This window comes from Gordonia sp. OPL2 (assembly GCF_003797825.1).
GTDB lineage: Bacteria > Actinomycetota > Actinomycetes > Mycobacteriales > Mycobacteriaceae > Gordonia.
In genome coordinates this window covers 30,340-45,564 of record NZ_RKME01000024.1, presented here as the reverse complement: position 1 = coordinate 45,564, position 15,225 = coordinate 30,340, and the positions used below count along the sequence as shown (strand labels likewise).

Sequence of the window (15,225 nt, the reverse complement as noted above, 5' to 3'; positions counted from 1 at the left end):
TCGGGCAGCGGGGGAACTCTCCGACGGGCATCAGATCGGCTCCCAGGGGGTGACGCGGCGACTGACGAGTTCACCCGGAGTGCCGAACTTCCTGCGATTGAAGTCCTCGGCACGGATCGCGCCGTCGAGGGTGTAGAACGGGCCCGCGATCGACGCACTGCAGTCCTCGGTGGCGGGGAACTGAACGCCATACTCAGTCGCGACGGTCGGGTCGGCGAACATGTCGAGCTGATCACTCATGCCACCACCCCCAGCGACTCAGCGACGACCCCGACGAGGTCCCGCGCAGCCGGCGGCGTGACGGCATTCCCCGCCATCCGCACCTGCTCGCGCCGGTTCCCGAGGACGACGTACTCGCCGGGGAAGTCCATCGCGGCGACAATCTCCCGGGGTTCGAGCATCCGGAACCGGACGTCCTCGATGTCGACGGTCGGACGGTCGGCGTCGAGGAGCGACTGGTGGCCGCTCGTCGTGATGGTGCGGATCGGCCCGTCGACCGGGGTCGACATCTGGCCCTGGTCACCGCGAGCGGTGTTGTTGCGCATCAGCAGCGCGTGCTTCTCGACGGTCGTCACGGTGGGTAGCGCTTCGTCGGTCGACTGAGCACCACCCTTGCCGTAGTACGTCGTCACCAGACCGTGGTGGTTCCCGGACGCGGTAACGGTGCACAGCGGGTCTGAGACGGGCCGGTATTTCGACCCGCCGCCACGCAGCTCTGCGATGAACGCGAGCCCGGTCTCGTTGCGGGTGGTCATGGTGCGCGAGGGCTGAGTGACCGGCTGGGCCTGCTTCCCATCGCGCCCCTCGACCGGGACCGCGAGACCGAAGTGGTTGCCGGACGCGGCGATCGTCTGCATCGGACGCTCGATGTCGCGGACTCGGTACTCGTGACGATGCTCGGTGATGAATGGTCCCCAGTACCGGTCGATCCCGGCCTGTATGCGGGCCATCGTCTTCGCCGCCAACGGCCGCGCACGGTCACCGATGCGTGTCCCTTCGAGTGTCCAGTCGATGATCTCGGCGGCCGGACGGAACAGAGGCTCGACGATCTGGTTGCGGCACTTCACCGACGGGCACCGGTAGACGTACTGCGCGCGATACCGCCCCCAGCGGCCGTCGGTCTTCTTGAACGACTGCATCGCCTTGACGGGCCCGCAGTCGGGGCACGCGGCGTCGGGCCGGGTGACACGTTCGAGCTCGGGTCGGCGATTGCCGTGACGCCAGAACACGACGTACATGCGGTCCCGCGACTGCGGTGCACCCTGCCCGAGGGTCTGGGCGTGCATCGAGTTGAGCATCACGATGTGGTGGTCGTAGCCGAGGGATTCCATCGCCATCAGCCAGGCGCGGAACGGCACCCAGTTGAACGCGTCGACGACGTTCTCGACGATCACCGCGTCGTACTGGTGGTGTTCGGCGAACCGCGGGACGTCCCACATCGTCGCCCGGGAGCGTTCGGCCGCCGCGTCGGGCAGCACCTCGCCGAACAGATCGGGCTGGGCGGCTTCGCGTTTGCGGCCCTTCGCGACCGAGTGGTTGGTGCACTCGGGTGACGCCCACAGGATGTCGGTGCGGGGGAAGTAGCGCGGCGAGATCTGGGAGAGGTCGGCGCACAGGTGGTCAGCGTCGGGATGGTTGGTGTTGTGTGTTTCGACGGCGAGATCCCAGTGGTTCGAGGCGATCCGGACCGAGATACCGGGCACCTGGATCGCGCCGGTCGACGAGCCGCCGGCACCGCAGAAGAGGTCGGTCAGGGTGAGGGTCACGACAGCCTCCCCGCAGCACGGAGCACGTCGGCGGCGGCCTCGACGCGATCTGAACGACCTGACCCGCCGTTGTTGCACGCGCGGCAGTACCGGCGCCCCCGGTATCGGCGGGTGTTCTGCTCGTCGTATGGGTGGCCACTGGGGCACCGGTCGACGAGAGCGTGACGCGCGGCGAACGACTCGCCTCGCATCGTGTTCTCGCGGCTGGTGACGGGCTCGATGTGCGCGGGGTTGACGCACAGTCTGTTGCGGCACAGATGATCCGGCACCAACTCGGCCGGAAACGGGCCGTGCAGCATCGTCCAGAGAAGCCGGTATGGCTGAATCCGTACACCGTCGATCTGAACTCGCTCGGCGTAGCCCTTAGCGGTGCGGGCACCAGTCCAGATCCAGCACGGTCCGAGGTCCGGCCGGGCCTCGGGGACAGGCCCGCGAAAGTCGATGCGATCGCCGATCGGGCGGAGCTTCATGCCGGGTGGGTAGTCGCTCATCAGTACCAGTCACCTCCGTCGATGCGGTCGAGTCGTCGCCGCTGCGGGATGTAGAACGTCTTGTCGTCTGGTTCGCCGCCATAGTCGAAGTGTCCGAATCCATTCCAGGTGATCTCGACCCAGACGGTGTCGTTGTCACTGCTCAGTCGACCGTCGACGAGGATGTGGTACTTGCATCCGGCGGCCAGCAGGGCGCGCGCCTGGCCGAGCTGGATCTGCGCTCCGGCGGTGTCGCGGTCACGCCACTTCTCGTGCGGCACGACGCCGTCGGTGCACAACTCGATCAGCTCCTCCCGAGTCAGCTCAGCCGGTGGCTTCGGCGGGTGGAGGTCGTCGAGAAACTGCTGATGTGTTCGACGCAGGTTCTTCGCGGCCAGGACGCGGGCGAACGCTTCCTCGCGCTCAGCCGGCGTCGCGAACCACGCTTCGTCGGCCGTCATCGCGGCGATGTCGGGATACGCGGCGACCATGTCGGCCTTGTACTTTGGTGGAAAGTCGTTGGGATCGAAGTCGCTCACGCCACACCCCGCTCCCGCTCATCCTCACGCGCGACCCGGCGGTCGTAAATCCACTCGTCGAGTCGCTCTGCCAGCGCGAGGAGGGCGACGATCGGGAGGACGACGAGCAGGGTGGCGGCGGCCTCTTGGAGAGGCATGTCGCGGAGGCGCTGTTCGGTATCAGTGCTCACGCGACGTCACCGTCCCGGAGTAGCCCGGCGGAATGGAGTGCGTGCGCGGCGGTCTCTGCGTCGGTCGTGCTCGCGACGAGCCGTGATCCCCAGATGACCCGGGCAGCTACCTCGACTAGGTCCTCGTCTGCAGCCGCCGCGGTCTCGATCCGGTTCGCCTCGTCACGCAGCTGCCGCGCGGTGCGCTCCTGGTCCTCGCCGTCTCCGCCGTGGTCCTTCGGGACCGCGGTCTGCTCGATGATGGTGGCGGCGAACCGGAGGTGTGCCGGCCGCGTCGCCTCAGGGCTGACGCCGTCGAGGTCGGCCCGCATCCGGTCGTAGAAGTGCGAGTAGCGGTAGCGGACCTCGGCGATCAGCCACTCAGCGACGAGCCGAGCATTACGTGCAGCCTCGGGCAGCTCCCCGTACTTCTCGACGCCGAGCGACGCCATGGACGCCTCGATGATGCCCTCATACGTCCTGCAGTCGTCCCGATGCGCGATCGCGAGTCGCATCTCCGGAGACTCCCGTAGCTGCTGCAGCCGCTCGGCGGCGTTTCGCTCCCGCTCGAGCGCCTTCACCCGCTCCCGCTCGGTCTCGTCCCGGTCGATGGCCAGCGCGCGGATCCGCATCACGAAGTCGAAGCTCTCCGGTGAGTACGGTCCCGCTTTGGCGAACCCGAGGGCGGACCAGAGGAGTTCGTACATCAGCCATTCGGCCGTCGACTGCGCCTCGTCCGCCCGGACCAGCGGGACCGAACCCTCGGGGAGTGCGTCGGCATAGGAGACCTCCGCTCCGTCCTGGGACCGCATCACCCAGTCAGCGATGCCGGCGGCCGAGCGGACGACGATCTGACCGTCGGGGGTGAGCCATGCTCCGGTCTCGTGCATCACTCGCCACCCCGCCTCGACGTCGGGACGAAAGCGGCCGCGTTCTGAATCTGCTGCTCCTGGGCCAGTCGGAGCCCGGCGAGGGCGTCGGCGAGTTTCGTGTCGGGTCCGAGCTTCACCAGTTCCTCGATGACGGTGCAGGCGAGTTCGTAGCCATCGGCCAACCCCTGGCCCCAGGTGCCGACGAGGGCCTCGGTGACACTCTCACGGAGCCCGTCGACGCCCTCGAATCGGATGTTGACGACTGTGGTCGGCGTTTCAGGCACGACGCACCTCGATGTCAAGCCGCAGGTGCGGGTACTGGCGCATGACGCCGCGGCGAGCCGAGTCCTCGCGAGAGAACCCGTCACCCGACCGGGCGTCGACCCGATTTCCGTCGGCCGAGAACAGGCGCCAGTGCCAGCGGCCGGCCTTCGTCTGGTGGAGGATGACTCGGCGAGATCTCAAGAAGATGCGCGTCTGGGGAAACCCGCTGCTCGCCAAGCCTGATGTCGGGTCGTCGACCTTGACCGCGATGTTCTTCCCGTCCTTCACCGCGTGGAGAATCTCGGCCAGCTGCTCCTTGATCTCGTCCGACAGCTGCTCGCCGACGAGTTCGCTGATGTCGGTCACTGGTCGCCGTCCTCGTCGTCGGCGACGTCGCTGTCGAGGTCCCCGGTGATCTCGCCGGCGTCGTCGAACAGGCCGCCCTTCTTGTCCTCGTCCGAGACGTCGTCGTCGGGATCGGTCTTGACCTTGTCGTTCGGGCCGCGCTCGGTCTGGTCACCGAACGGGCCAAGCGCGCGGTCGTAGACCACGTACGGCTCGACGTCGACGACAAGCGTCGTCTCGTCGTTCACCTTGCCGAAGTGATGCTTTCGCGCTCTGCCGAGCACGATGTACGCGCGGAGCTCGCCCTCCTTCGGCGGGTTCTTGATCGCCGCGGGGCTCACCCCGCCGACGAACTTGACCTTCGCCTCGGTGACGACCTCGCCGTTGTACTCGATTCCGGACCCGAGGGGGATGTCGGGAGTTGCCTTGTCGATGTCGTCGGGCGCTTGGTGATGTTCGGTCGGCAGGTCGGTCGTCTCGTCGTAGGTGGTCATGGTGTGGATTCCCTTCTGGTGGTTCTGATCCGGCGATCAGAGGTTGGTTACTGGCCGCGGCCCTTGGCGGCGTCGGCGGCCTGGGCCTGCTCGAGGAAGTCGATGATCCCGCTCGCCTCGTCCTTGCTCAGATCCTTCGAGGTGTCGAGCGGTCGGTTGATCTGCTGCGACAGCCATTCGAGTGCCGCGGCCCGCTCGGTCAGCCCTTCCTTCTGCATGACGACGTGGAGCTTCTTGAGCTGCGGATCGGTGATGCGTTCGGCGCCCTGCGAGTTCTGGCCGACCTCGGTGACCTGCTCGGGTTCCGGTTTTGCGCTCGAATCGGAGGCGGGTTCCTCGTCGGGCAGCGGCGGCTGGTCGCTCGGATCGTTGACCTTCTCGGCCTTCTGTGCGGCCTTCTTCGCCGGGGCCTTACGGGTGGCGGTCTTGCGCTGGACCGGCGCCGACTCGACAGCCTTCTGTCCCGTCCCGGTGGCGGGAGTGGTGGTGACATTCGGTGTCGCCTCGACGACTTCGCCGTCGAGGACGTCTTCGATGATCAGCGAGCCGCCCAGCACATCGGGGAACACGCGACGGCATAGCCGCGACGAGGCTCGGGCAACGAGCTTGTCGGCGGGATAGGACCGGATGTCGATCTGCGCTGTTTTCGCGTTGTCGGCGGTGAAGGTGACGCGCTCCCATGCCTCTTCGCCGCGTCGACGGCCTTCGACGACGCAGCGGGTGTCGGTGGACTCCTTGAACCGGATCTCGTGGCCGGCCTCGATGATCCGACGGCGCATGAACTCGGCCGAGAATCCGACCTTCCCCTTGACGACGTGGATGTTCTGCAGCGCGTCGAGCGGGTCGATGCCGAGCTCGGCACCCTTGAGCATCGCGGCGGCGACAGCCTCGGGCTTGCCGCGCAGGCCGTCCGGGACGAAGTCGGTCGATGCGAGGTGTCCGGCCGCCTTGCCCACCTGCACGTAGAGCTCGGCCCAGTCGCGCAGCCGGGTGAACGGGTCGGCCTTCTGCACCGAGAGAGTGGCGGGTACGCCGAATGGTTGGACGGCGCCGAACGGCGAATCCTGCTGGGCGATTTCGTTGGTCACTGCTTGTCTCCTTCGGTAGTGGGTTCACCGAGCGCTATCTCGCGCCAGGCGGTGGCGGTATCTGGGGATCGGAGATGTTGAAGCGTGGTGGCGGCGGCCAAAGCGAGCGTCGCGTGAACCTGGGCGCACCGGATCACAGTGTCGTGAGTCTGGAAGGCTTCGGCGAGCTGTTGGGTTGTGACTCCGGGGATTCCCGCCAACGCGACTTCCGCCATGCCGTCCACCGCCAGATCGACCAGACGCTCCGCCTCGCGGTAGTGATCGGGTCCATTCACGACGCCTCCGCCTCTCGCCACTCGATCGACGCGATGGTCGTCTCCTTGACCGGCTCGACCGGCGCTCCAACGAGGTCCCGCGACTCGTTGGCGAACCGTCGGATCTCGCGGGCGTACCGGAAGTCGCGCCACTGTTGCTCGTCGACCGTGAGGGGGATCAGCTCGGCCGAATCCGAGGTGACATGGATTGCGGCGCAACGCTCGACCTCGTGCATGTCGATCTCGTTGCCGTCGACGAGGAGCTTCTCGAAGTGGCGGTACGCGGCGAGCTGCAGCGCCGTTTCGCCGTAGATCCCCTTCTCGTTCGTCTTCACGTCCGCTAGGACGCGGGTGACGCCGAGCTTCGGGATTGTCAGGTCGGCGATGAGGTCGAGGGTGCCGGCGTAGCCGACTGAGTAGTTCACCCCGGAGGCCTCGACGACGAGTGGCTGGACGTCGAACTGGTCGAGGAATCGGGCGTAGGCCTCGACGTGACCGCGCAGCAGCTCGGGGACGTTGGCGACCTTCTCGCCGTGCACCAGGCGCTCGGCGTAGCCGTGGACCTCGGTGCCGCGCTTCTTCGCCTTGTCGGTGACGCCGTACCGGCCGCCCTGCAGTTTCTTGAGCCGCTCGGCGACGGGGAGGTCGGAGAGCATGTCCCAGTTGTCGACCGCGTAGTCGGCGGTCGCGTTGGCCGCCCAGTTGATCAGCGCCGTCTTCGGCAGCCCGTCGCTGAGGATCGTTGTGACGCCCGGGATGCGGTCGCCGTTGCCGTCGACGTAGTGGTGACCCTTCGCCGTTTCGCGGCGGGTGATCGGGGGCTTGAATCGTGCCATCAGTCAGGCCGCCTCTCAGTAGCAGCTGACGACCGCGTAGCGGCCGGTCGCCGAGTCGGATGCCACCTGGACGCCGTTAACCCAGATCTCGCAACCCGCGTAGTAGCCCTCGGTCTGGAAGGTCGACACCGTCGACTGGTAACTCGATGCCGAGGTGACGCGCTGGACGCCGGACCAGCGGCCGCCGGAGTAGTCGGGGAGTTGAGTGCTGTCGAACGAGTCGATCTCACTGTTCTCGTCGAACCAGTGCGAGGAGCCGTTGAACTGGACGTCGGAGATGAAGACGTAGACGATCCGGTCGCCCGCGGTGGGAAACGCGGGGGAGGCGTTGGCCGGCGGGCCCGAGATGCCCAGTGCGACGGCCGCGGTGGCGGCGAGGGTGGTGAGGAGCTTCTTCACGGGTGGATTCCTTCTCTGTGGATCGCGATGTGGATGGTGTTCTCGACAGGGATGAGATAGGTCGTCGTGTTGGTGTCGACACTGACGAACTTTCCTGAGCCGGTAAGGATCTCACCGGTTCGCTCGGCGGGCTGGGTGTATCCGCGGTTGTCCACGTCCCAGTAGCGGACGGTGCCGGTCCTCGCGCTCACTGGCCGACCCCCGACCCGGCGGTCGGTTCGCACAGCGTGCAGACGCCGGTCGCCAGGCGGACGAACAGCCCGACGAGGCAGCGGGCGCAGACAACGCAGGTGATGTTGTCGACGTGAGTCGGTCCGGTGCCGTGGTCGGTCATGAGGCGGCGACCTGTCCGACGACACCGATCAGCGTCTTGGTCGTCGTGTACGGCGGGATTGTGTCACGGGTGTTGTCGTCCTTGAGGATTCGCTCGACAACGATGGGACCGCTCGCGGTGATCTCGACGCGAGTGATGGCCGAGCGGGGATCGAGTCCGAGGGCGGCGATCGCGGCGTTGATCTGTTCGCGAGTGATGACGTGCGGGTCGTTGCCGATCCAGTTGGGGGCGCTCATGCGATCGCCCGCTGACGGCCATCCTGTTTGGCGAGCCACCGAGCCCACCGACCACACTCGGCGAACGTCCATCCGCGGCCAGGGAACCGACGCCGCAACGGTTTAGGTGTGCATCCCACGGTTTGTGCAGCCTCGACATACGAGGCACCCTCGGCGAGGAGTCGCTCGGCGGTGTCGAGTTGCTCCTGAGTGAGCCGCGGCGGGGTGGGTCGTGCGATGCCGAGCTCGACGCGGCAGCGGGTGACAGTTCGTTCACTGACGCCAAGGAGCGCGGCGATCTCAGCAGTCGGAGTCTTCGCACGGGTGAGAGATCCGACGGCCTCGAGCCGGCGGGCCCGGACATCGTCCAGATCGGCGATGCTCATCGGTCCCACTCCTGCCGGTTGAGCCGGTCGCGTGCTCGGTCGAGGCATTCGACGAGATCGGGTCCGGACTCGGTGATCTCGCGGCGGGCCGCCTTCGGGCGGTACTGGACGACGTCGACGGTGAAGGCGTCGTCACCGGCGGAGGCGCGGCGGTGCGCGATGACCGTCTGGGCGTCGACCCGCGCGGCTGCGTCGGTGAGCTGGCGACGTGCCCGGCCCTCACGCTCGTCGCGATCCCGGATCTGCGCGGTGGTTTCGCGCTCGGCGGCGGCCTGCACCTTCGACGGGATGCCATGGCGGGCGAACATGTCGGCGGCGGTCATCGGGCCACCGCCTCAACCTGGCTGATGAGATCGCGGAGGACATCGACGATCTCTTCGGTGTGCGGTTGGACGGACGTCGGCGAACTCAGCTCGGCGAGGACATCGCGGGCCTGCGCGAGAGTCTCCGCCCGCGTGTTGCTGGCTGAGGGGATTGCAACATCGGCTGTAGAAATTGCACAGCCAATGTCACCCTCGGCCTGTCCTCGCTGGCCACCGAGCCATTCGGAGTGCGCGTCGAGGATGGCTTCGATGTAGTCATCGCCAAGCTCGTCGTCGGGGTCGGTGTGGAACTGCCGGTCGACGACGCTGCGCACGTAGGCGAGTGGCTGTTCCCGGAGCGCCGTGTACGGGTTGGGTGGCGGGTCGTTGGGTACTCCAGTCGGGCCACTCTGATGCCAGGTCGCCCCCGCCTCGAATCCCTCTTCCCATGCGACCTCGCGGCAGCCGAGGTGAGTCAGGTCGGGTCCGGCGACCTGCAGCTCGGAGATCTCCGCCTCAACGACGGTCCCGCCGTTGCCGTCGCGGATGGCGTCGGCGATGTCGAGCAGCGCGTGCACGACGGCGTAGTTCTCGTCCGTGGCATCGCGGAGGGCGACGCTCACATGGTCGATCGGCGTGCTCATCGACGACCACCCGTCGATCGCCCGGCGTCGGTAAACCGCTCGGGCCCGCCCGTCCGGTCAGTGGTGGCGAGGCGGCCGGTTGCGATGTGGCGCAACCGCGGAGCGTCGAACGTGTACTCCTTCAGCTCGCCCTTGACGAGCAGCTCGACGGTGACGCGCTCGCAGCCGTGCTGGAAGAAGTGGATCGCGGCCGCGGTCCCCTCGATGCCGGTCTGGTCGTCGCGGTACTTCTCGCCGAGCTTGATGTCGCTGGCGTATCGCTGCCGCTTGTTCATCGCCGACCGCCCTCCGACTCGACGATCTTGCCGTTGCGGATCACCAGGTGGTCATGGTTGGCGAACGCTCGCCGCACGTTGTCGACGAGGATCGCCGCGGCGAGGATGAGGCCGGCAGCCGCGAGGACGCAGGTCCCCAGGTTGCCGACGATGAGTTGATACATGGGTGGATTCCCTTCACACGGTTGGTGATTGGTGAAATCCCCCGCGCCGCCTTCCCCTGCGGTCACGGGAGAAGATTGTTTAGTGCCGTCGTCGTCGCTTGATCAACTGGACTGGCATCGACGCGTAGCCCGATCCGTGTTGCGCGCAGTAGCCGTTCTCGGCGACTTCGAGCGCCGCCCAGATGACGTCTTGGCCAACGGCGGCGGTGAGGGTGTCCTGGACCTCGGCGGACCCGGCTCGCCACAGGGTCGCGATGGTGGCGAGATCGATTCGGACCGAGGTGGTGGCACCCGTCAGATAGCGGTAGAGAGCGACGTAACGGGCCTGGCGGTCAACGGCTCGGCGCCCCTTGATCCGGCGCGCGTTGCGGGACGCGACGGGGGTGGTCACTACGCAACACCGCCCACGGCAGCGGCATCGTCGACGGTGGAGGGTGAAGGTTGATCCTCGATCAGGTCGGCAACCGTCACGTCGAGAAGCTCGGCGAGGATCTGAATTTCCGAGGCCCGCAACTCGACACGGCCCAGGTAGCGGCGAGAGAATGCTGATTGCGACATGTGGAGCGCGGTGGCCGCCTGGTTCTGCGTGATGCCGGAGCCCTTCATCAGCTCGCGAACTCGAGAAGCGAGTCGCTGACCGGGTGAGAAGTTCATGAATGAGTTTGTAGTCGCTCAGCGACTACCCAACAAGCACAACACGCCGGTATTGAGCGACTTATGTCACGCTCTAGCTTGCGTTTACCCGATTTGCGACTAATATTTCTGGCATGACCGTACTAACGCTGCACAGGGGAAGTCGCGAGGATCAGCCACGATCCAAGGCGATCGCGGGGAGGCTCCGGGCGCTGTTGGCCGAGGAGCAGGTGCCGGCAATCCGCATCGCAGAATCACTGGGGCTCACTCAGTCGAAGTTCGCTCGACGGATGTCCGGATCGGTCCCGCTCAGTGTCGACGAGATCGACGCGATCTGCGAGATTCTCGGGATTCGATTCGAGTGGCTCGTGACCGGAGACGGTCCTCGTTTCGACCCGGATGACGGGTGCCCCCACCAGGGCTCGAACCTGGGACCTGCGGATTAAAAGTCCGTAGCTCTACCAACTGAGCTATAGGGGCCGGGGCCCTGCGGACAGGGCGTCGACGAGTTTACAGGCACGGGCTCGATGGTCCGAGAGGGCCCGCCGATCGGACAGCGACGGTCTTCGACCTGACTGACGCTGTATCAGGACCGGCCGTCGACGATGCCGGATCGGGTGCCGCCCACCCGCATCGCGTGCCGCATCTCGGTGATGGTCGACACGACGACCAGGGTGTCGACCGGGCTGCGATCGGTCTGCAGCCACGACTGGTCGCAGCTGACCGCCAACGCCTGCTCGGGGTCGATGGCGATCCCGCCGACCTCGTTCAGCGCCGCGAAGACAGTCTGCTCCGCCGCCGTACCCGGGTCGTGGAAGACGATCGCTGCCGGTGCGATGTCGACGCGCACGCCGGATGGGTCGATGTAGGCCGTCCCGGTGGACGCTCGCTGGTCTGCGACCGATGCATCGTCGTCGGCATCGAGATCGTCGACCGGTACCGGTAGCAGGTGCCGAGCGACGAACCGGCCGACGGTCTCACGGTCGAACGGCGTCATCCCCATGACGTCGTCCGGGTCGACCGGGCGCACGAAGAGTTGTTCCCCCATCGCTCTTGCATATCATGAACCCGGGATGGAAGGGAGCGAAGGCCCCGCGCTGGAACACCGTCGAAACGCCCCCGTCACCGAGGTCCTCGCCCGGGCGAGAAAACCACCTCCGACCACCTGATTTGTGAATTGTTCGGCGAGTGTCCTAAGCTGAGTCGGCTCCCAACGGAGAACTCCTTACGGAGAACCGGCCCCCTTCGTCTAGCGGCCTAGGACGCCGCCCTTTCAAGGCGGTAGCGCGGGTTCGAATCCCGTAGGGGGTACGCTTGCCCGGCCCCTTGCGGGGACGGAGGGAGCAGACAACAGAACATGGCCCTGTGGCGCAGTTGGTTAGCGCGCCGCCCTGTCACGGCGGAGGTCGCGGGTTCGAGTCCCGTCAGGGTCGCAACACATGTGTGCGATAGGCATTCGGTTCGGGTGCCGTCCGGCCAGGTAGCTCAGTTGGTACGAGCGTCCGCCTGAAAAGCGGAAGGTCGCCGGTTCGATCCCGGCCCTGGCCACGTCTGAACCCCCGGAGTGATCCGGGGGTTTTCTGTTCTGTTCGGCCCGGTCGTTGGTTCGCCGAGTTCGCGTCGGTCCCCCAACTCGTCAGTGCCCCAGCAGTTCCTCCTCATGGTCGGCGACGACGTCACGGATCGCATCCACGACCGCCGCGACCTCCGGTCGCCGGAACGACGCGGTCCTGGTCACCAGCCAGTACGTCAATTGGGCGCCGACGGAGGGCAATACGCGGACGAGGTCGTCGTGGCGATCGGCCATGTAGCAGGGGAGCAGCCCGATTCCGGCGTGGGCCCGGGTGGCCTCGACGTGGACGAACACGTTGGTCGACGTGACGGATTCGGCCATCTGTGGAACGAGGGTGCGCGCCAGGTCGAGATCGTCGACAGCCAGCATGGCGTCGACGAAGTAGATCAGCGGGTGCGTGGTGAGGTCGTCGGCGGATGTCGGTGTGGGATTCTCGGCCAGATAGGTGCGGGAAGCGTAGAGCCCCAACCGATAGTCGGCCAGGGGGATCGCCTCGGCTCGATGGACGTGCGGCTCGCCGACGACGACCTCGATGTCGAGGCCGGTGCGATGCTGCGACGCGATCCTGGTCGCGGTCACGATCTCCACGCTGACCCCGGGATGTCTGCGGCGGACGGCCACCACGGACGGTGCGGCGAGATAGGCGGAGAAGCCGTCGGTGGCCGACATGCGCACCACCCCGCTGAGTGTCGGCGACCCCTCGATGTCGGTCTCCAGTCTGCGGACGGCGCTCTCGATCTGTTCGGCCGCGGCGAACGCCTGACGGCCGCGGTCGGTGAGTTCCCAGCCGGCCGCACCACGGGCGAGGACTCGACCTCCGACGGCCCGTTCGAGCGAGTCGATCCGACGGGCCACGGTCGTGTGATTGAGGCCGAGGACATCTGCGGCAGCGGTGAAGCGCCCGCTCCGCCCGACCGCGAGCAAGACCAGCAGGTCGTCGGAACTGAGCTTGTCAGGGGCCATATCTGCACTATTGCAGATCCGATCAGACGTTTCGGTCATTGCATGCGCACGCTTGGCTATCCAATACTCGGATAACTGCGTGACCCGCATCACACGACTCGATCGAGTGGAGGAGACAATGTCCGGACCAGACACTGCGAGTGCCTCACCAGCCCGGGACGACCGGTCAGGGCTGCGGCGGATCGTCACGGCCTCGATGGCCGGCACCGTCGTCGAGTGGTACGAGTTCTTCCTGTACGGCACCGCTGCCACCTTGGTGTTCTCCAAGGTCTTCTTCCCGGACGGCGGCAACGAGCTCGACGCGATCATCGCGGCCTTCGTCACCTACGCGGTCGGGTTCGTCGCCCGGCCCCTCGGCGGGATCGTATTCGGTCACTTCGGCGACAAATACGGCCGCAAGAAACTGTTGCAGTTCAGCCTGATCCTCGTCGGCGCCGCCACCTTCCTGATGGGCTGTCTGCCGACCTTCGGCCAGGTGGGTTACTGGGCTCCCGCACTTCTGGTCGCGCTGCGATTCATCCAGGGTTTCGCCGTCGGTGGTGAGTGGGGCGGAGCAGTCCTGCTGGTGGCCGAGCACAGCCCGAACCGATCGCGTGCGTTCTGGGCGTCCTGGCCGCAGGCCGGTGTCCCCGTGGGCAATCTCGTCGCCACCATCGTCCTGCTCGTCCTCACCACCTCCCTTCCCGACAGTGCGTTCCTCAGCTGGGGTTGGCGCATCGCCTTCTGGCTGTCCGCGGTGATCGTGCTCGTCGGCTACTACGTCCGCACCAAGGTCACCGACGCCCCCATCTTCGTTGCCGCACAACGCGAGGCCGAGGAGGTCAAGACGTCGTCGTTCAGCGCGATCGAGGTGCTCAAGCTGTACCCGCGCGGGGTGTTCACCGCCATGGGGCTGCGGTTCGCGGAGAACATCATGTACTACCTGGTCGTCACGTTCTCGATCACCTATCTGAAGGTCGTCGTCGAGGCCGATACCGCCGACATCCTGTGGTGGATGCTCGCGGCGCACGCGGTCCACTTCGTCGCCATCCCGCTGGTCGGCCGACTCGCCGACCGCGTCGGCCGACGACCGGTCTACCTCGTCGGCGCCGTCACGACCGCGACGTGGGGCTTCTTCGCCTTCCCGCTCATGGGCAGCGGCCACTACGGACTCATCATGCTCGCGATCATCCTCGGACTGATCTTCCACGCGTTCATGTACGCGCCGCAGCCGGCGATGATGGCCGAGATGTTCCCGACCCGGATGCGGTACTCCGGTGTGTCGCTGGGGTATCAGGTCACCTCGATCGTCGCCGGCTCCCTCGCGCCGATCATCGCGGCGTCGCTGCTGAGTCGATTCGACTCGTCGCTGCCGATCGCGTTCTATCTGGCGGCCGCCTGTGTGATCACGATCATCGCGGTCATCGTGGCCCGCGAGACCAAGGGGATCTCGCTCGAGTCGATCGACGCCGCCGATGCCGCCGCGCATCTCGACGTCGCCCCGCAGCGTGAAGGAGTCTCGGCATGACCGGCGATCTCACCGGACGGCGAGCCCTGGTCACGGGGGCCGCGACCGGGATCGGCGAGGCCTGTGCGCGCGTCCTCGCCGCCCGGGGGGCACTGGTCACCGTCGCCGATGTCGACGACGTGGGAGCCAAGCAGGTGGCCGCCGACCTCGGCGGGCGGGCGTGGCACGTCGATCTCTCGGAGACGGTCGAACTGGACTCAGCCGAACTCGACGTCGACATCCTCGTCAACAATGCGGGTGTCCAGTCGGTCGCACCCATCGAGGAGATGGCGCCGGATGTGTTCCGCCGCATGCAACGGCTGATGGTCGAGGCGCCGTTCCTCCTGATCCGGGCCGCGCTACCGCGCATGTACGAGCGCGGGTTCGGTCGGATCGTCAACATCTCGTCCGTGCACGGCCTACGCGCCTCGGCCTTCAAGTCGTCGTACGTGGCCGCGAAACATGCACTCGAGGGTTTGTCGAAAACGACTGCGCTGGAGGGTGCCTCGCACGGTGTGACCAGCAACTGCGTGAACCCCGGGTACGTACACACCGAGTTGGTCACCAAGCAGATCGCCGATCAGGCGCGCGTCCACGACATGGACGAGGACGCTGTCGTCGAGAAGATCATGCTCACCGAGAGCGCGGTGAAACGTCTGGTCCGGCCCGAGGAGGTTGCGTCCCTGGTGGCGTGGCTGGCCTCCGACGACGCGGCGATGGTCACCGGTGCGTCGTATCCGATGGACGGTGGCTGGAGCGCTCGGTGAGCGTGTG

At 66.7% G+C, this 15,225-nt stretch carries 27 protein-coding genes and 4 tRNA genes; 5 read left to right on the top strand and 26 right to left on the bottom strand.

Annotated features, from left to right (window positions below; translation table 11 throughout):
• Positions 1–30 precede the first annotated feature (30 nt).
• The 25 genes from EEB19_RS19895 to EEB19_RS19770 all read right to left on the bottom strand — a co-directional run bounded on the left by EEB19_RS19895 (position 31) and on the right by EEB19_RS19770 (position 11,477).
• The gene (locus EEB19_RS19895; RefSeq protein ID WP_187589089.1) at positions 31–240 is read right to left on the bottom strand and encodes a hypothetical protein; all 210 of its coding nucleotides are present in this window, start codon (positions 238–240) and stop codon (positions 31–33) included.
• The gene (locus EEB19_RS19890) at positions 237–1,766 is read right to left on the bottom strand and encodes a DNA cytosine methyltransferase (protein WP_187589088.1); all 1,530 of its coding nucleotides are present in this window, start codon (positions 1,764–1,766) and stop codon (positions 237–239) included. Before EEB19_RS19890 ends, EEB19_RS19895 begins: the two co-directional genes overlap by 4 nt.
• Positions 1,763–2,257 carry an HNH endonuclease signature motif containing protein gene (locus EEB19_RS19885; protein WP_187589087.1) on the bottom strand — a complete coding sequence of 165 codons (495 nt, stop codon included), beginning with the start codon at positions 2,255–2,257 and terminating at the stop codon, positions 1,763–1,765. The genes EEB19_RS19890 and EEB19_RS19885 overlap by 4 nt, the downstream gene beginning before the upstream one ends.
• Entirely contained in the window at positions 2,257–2,775 is a 519-nt protein-coding gene (locus tag EEB19_RS19880; RefSeq protein ID WP_187589086.1) for a hypothetical protein, read from the bottom strand. The genes EEB19_RS19885 and EEB19_RS19880 overlap by 1 nt, the downstream gene beginning before the upstream one ends.
• On the bottom strand, positions 2,772–2,945 hold the full coding sequence (locus tag EEB19_RS19875; protein ID WP_187589085.1) for a hypothetical protein: 174 nt from the start codon (positions 2,943–2,945) through the stop codon (positions 2,772–2,774). The genes EEB19_RS19880 and EEB19_RS19875 overlap by 4 nt, the downstream gene beginning before the upstream one ends.
• On the bottom strand, positions 2,942–3,814 hold the full coding sequence (locus EEB19_RS19870; RefSeq protein ID WP_187589084.1) for a hypothetical protein: 873 nt from the start codon (positions 3,812–3,814) through the stop codon (positions 2,942–2,944). Before EEB19_RS19870 ends, EEB19_RS19875 begins: the two co-directional genes overlap by 4 nt.
• Positions 3,814–4,080, bottom strand: a complete 267-nt coding sequence (locus EEB19_RS19865) for a hypothetical protein (protein WP_187589083.1) — start codon at positions 4,078–4,080, stop codon at positions 3,814–3,816. The genes EEB19_RS19870 and EEB19_RS19865 overlap by 1 nt, the downstream gene beginning before the upstream one ends.
• Positions 4,073–4,426 (bottom strand): hypothetical protein, encoded by a 354-nt coding sequence (locus EEB19_RS19860; protein WP_187589082.1) that lies wholly within the window; start codon positions 4,424–4,426, stop codon positions 4,073–4,075. The genes EEB19_RS19865 and EEB19_RS19860 overlap by 8 nt, the downstream gene beginning before the upstream one ends.
• The gene (locus tag EEB19_RS19855; protein WP_187589081.1) at positions 4,423–4,899 is read right to left on the bottom strand and encodes a hypothetical protein; all 477 of its coding nucleotides are present in this window, start codon (positions 4,897–4,899) and stop codon (positions 4,423–4,425) included. The genes EEB19_RS19860 and EEB19_RS19855 overlap by 4 nt, the downstream gene beginning before the upstream one ends.
• 47 nt (positions 4,900–4,946) lie before the next feature.
• On the bottom strand, positions 4,947–5,987 hold the full coding sequence (locus EEB19_RS19850; RefSeq protein WP_187589080.1) for a hypothetical protein: 1,041 nt from the start codon (positions 5,985–5,987) through the stop codon (positions 4,947–4,949).
• Positions 5,984–6,262, bottom strand: coding sequence for a hypothetical protein (locus EEB19_RS19845; RefSeq protein WP_187589079.1), 279 nt, complete (start codon positions 6,260–6,262; stop codon positions 5,984–5,986). Before EEB19_RS19845 ends, EEB19_RS19850 begins: the two co-directional genes overlap by 4 nt.
• A complete protein-coding gene (locus EEB19_RS19840; protein ID WP_187589078.1) occupies positions 6,259–7,077 on the bottom strand; it encodes a hypothetical protein in 819 nt (272 codons plus the stop codon). The genes EEB19_RS19845 and EEB19_RS19840 overlap by 4 nt, the downstream gene beginning before the upstream one ends.
• A 15-nt stretch (positions 7,078–7,092) precedes the next feature.
• The gene (locus EEB19_RS19835; protein ID WP_187589077.1) at positions 7,093–7,476 is read right to left on the bottom strand and encodes a hypothetical protein; all 384 of its coding nucleotides are present in this window, start codon (positions 7,474–7,476) and stop codon (positions 7,093–7,095) included.
• Positions 7,473–7,667 carry a hypothetical protein gene (locus EEB19_RS19830; protein ID WP_187589076.1) on the bottom strand — a complete coding sequence of 65 codons (195 nt, stop codon included), beginning with the start codon at positions 7,665–7,667 and terminating at the stop codon, positions 7,473–7,475. The genes EEB19_RS19835 and EEB19_RS19830 overlap by 4 nt, the downstream gene beginning before the upstream one ends.
• Positions 7,664–7,810, bottom strand: a complete 147-nt coding sequence (locus EEB19_RS19825; protein WP_187589075.1) for a hypothetical protein — start codon at positions 7,808–7,810, stop codon at positions 7,664–7,666. The genes EEB19_RS19830 and EEB19_RS19825 overlap by 4 nt, the downstream gene beginning before the upstream one ends.
• Entirely contained in the window at positions 7,807–8,046 is a 240-nt protein-coding gene (locus tag EEB19_RS19820) for a hypothetical protein (protein WP_187589074.1), read from the bottom strand. Before EEB19_RS19820 ends, EEB19_RS19825 begins: the two co-directional genes overlap by 4 nt.
• Complete coding sequence (locus tag EEB19_RS19815) at positions 8,043–8,411, bottom strand: helix-turn-helix transcriptional regulator (RefSeq protein WP_187589073.1); 369 nt, start codon at positions 8,409–8,411, stop codon at positions 8,043–8,045. The genes EEB19_RS19820 and EEB19_RS19815 overlap by 4 nt, the downstream gene beginning before the upstream one ends.
• Positions 8,408–8,734, bottom strand: coding sequence for a hypothetical protein (locus tag EEB19_RS19810; RefSeq protein WP_187589072.1), 327 nt, complete (start codon positions 8,732–8,734; stop codon positions 8,408–8,410). Before EEB19_RS19810 ends, EEB19_RS19815 begins: the two co-directional genes overlap by 4 nt.
• Positions 8,731–9,357: a hypothetical protein gene (locus EEB19_RS19805; RefSeq protein WP_187589071.1), complete on the bottom strand. Its 627-nt coding sequence runs from the start codon at positions 9,355–9,357 to the stop codon at positions 8,731–8,733. Before EEB19_RS19805 ends, EEB19_RS19810 begins: the two co-directional genes overlap by 4 nt.
• Complete coding sequence (locus EEB19_RS19800) at positions 9,354–9,632, bottom strand: hypothetical protein (RefSeq protein ID WP_187589070.1); 279 nt, start codon at positions 9,630–9,632, stop codon at positions 9,354–9,356. The genes EEB19_RS19805 and EEB19_RS19800 overlap by 4 nt, the downstream gene beginning before the upstream one ends.
• Positions 9,629–9,796, bottom strand: coding sequence for a hypothetical protein (locus EEB19_RS19795; protein WP_187589069.1), 168 nt, complete (start codon positions 9,794–9,796; stop codon positions 9,629–9,631). The genes EEB19_RS19800 and EEB19_RS19795 overlap by 4 nt, the downstream gene beginning before the upstream one ends.
• Before the next feature lie 79 nt (positions 9,797–9,875).
• Positions 9,876–10,187: a hypothetical protein gene (locus tag EEB19_RS19790; RefSeq protein ID WP_187589068.1), complete on the bottom strand. Its 312-nt coding sequence runs from the start codon at positions 10,185–10,187 to the stop codon at positions 9,876–9,878.
• Positions 10,187–10,450 carry a helix-turn-helix domain-containing protein gene (locus tag EEB19_RS19785; RefSeq protein WP_187589067.1) on the bottom strand — a complete coding sequence of 88 codons (264 nt, stop codon included), beginning with the start codon at positions 10,448–10,450 and terminating at the stop codon, positions 10,187–10,189. The genes EEB19_RS19790 and EEB19_RS19785 overlap by 1 nt, the downstream gene beginning before the upstream one ends.
• A 386-nt stretch (positions 10,451–10,836) precedes the next feature.
• A tRNA-Lys gene (locus tag EEB19_RS19775) sits at positions 10,837–10,909 on the bottom strand.
• A 106-nt stretch (positions 10,910–11,015) separates the two neighbouring features.
• Positions 11,016–11,477, bottom strand: a complete 462-nt coding sequence (locus EEB19_RS19770) for a hypothetical protein (RefSeq protein WP_187589066.1) — start codon at positions 11,475–11,477, stop codon at positions 11,016–11,018.
• Between the two features lie 190 nt (positions 11,478–11,667).
• Here EEB19_RS19770 and EEB19_RS19765 point away from each other — a divergent pair.
• From EEB19_RS19765 to EEB19_RS19755, 3 genes are all read left to right on the top strand, one after another.
• Positions 11,668–11,740: transfer RNA gene (locus EEB19_RS19765), tRNA-Glu, on the top strand.
• A gap of 48 nt (positions 11,741–11,788) precedes the next feature.
• Positions 11,789–11,862 (top strand) — tRNA-Asp (locus EEB19_RS19760).
• A 41-nt stretch (positions 11,863–11,903) separates the two neighbouring features.
• Positions 11,904–11,977: transfer RNA gene (locus tag EEB19_RS19755), tRNA-Phe, on the top strand.
• A gap of 88 nt (positions 11,978–12,065) precedes the next feature.
• On the opposite strand, the gene EEB19_RS19750 is transcribed toward EEB19_RS19755, so the two are convergent.
• Complete coding sequence (locus tag EEB19_RS19750; RefSeq protein ID WP_187589065.1) at positions 12,066–12,965, bottom strand: LysR family transcriptional regulator; 900 nt, start codon at positions 12,963–12,965, stop codon at positions 12,066–12,068.
• A gap of 118 nt (positions 12,966–13,083) precedes the next feature.
• On the opposite strand from EEB19_RS19750, the gene EEB19_RS19745 reads away from it, so the two are divergent.
• Both EEB19_RS19745 and EEB19_RS19740 read left to right on the top strand, forming a co-directional pair.
• Complete coding sequence (locus EEB19_RS19745) at positions 13,084–14,472, top strand: MFS transporter (protein WP_187589064.1); 1,389 nt, start codon at positions 13,084–13,086, stop codon at positions 14,470–14,472.
• On the top strand, positions 14,469–15,218 hold the full coding sequence (locus EEB19_RS19740; RefSeq protein WP_187589063.1) for a 3-hydroxybutyrate dehydrogenase: 750 nt from the start codon (positions 14,469–14,471) through the stop codon (positions 15,216–15,218). Before EEB19_RS19745 ends, EEB19_RS19740 begins: the two co-directional genes overlap by 4 nt.
• Positions 15,219–15,225: the final 7 nt, after the last annotated feature.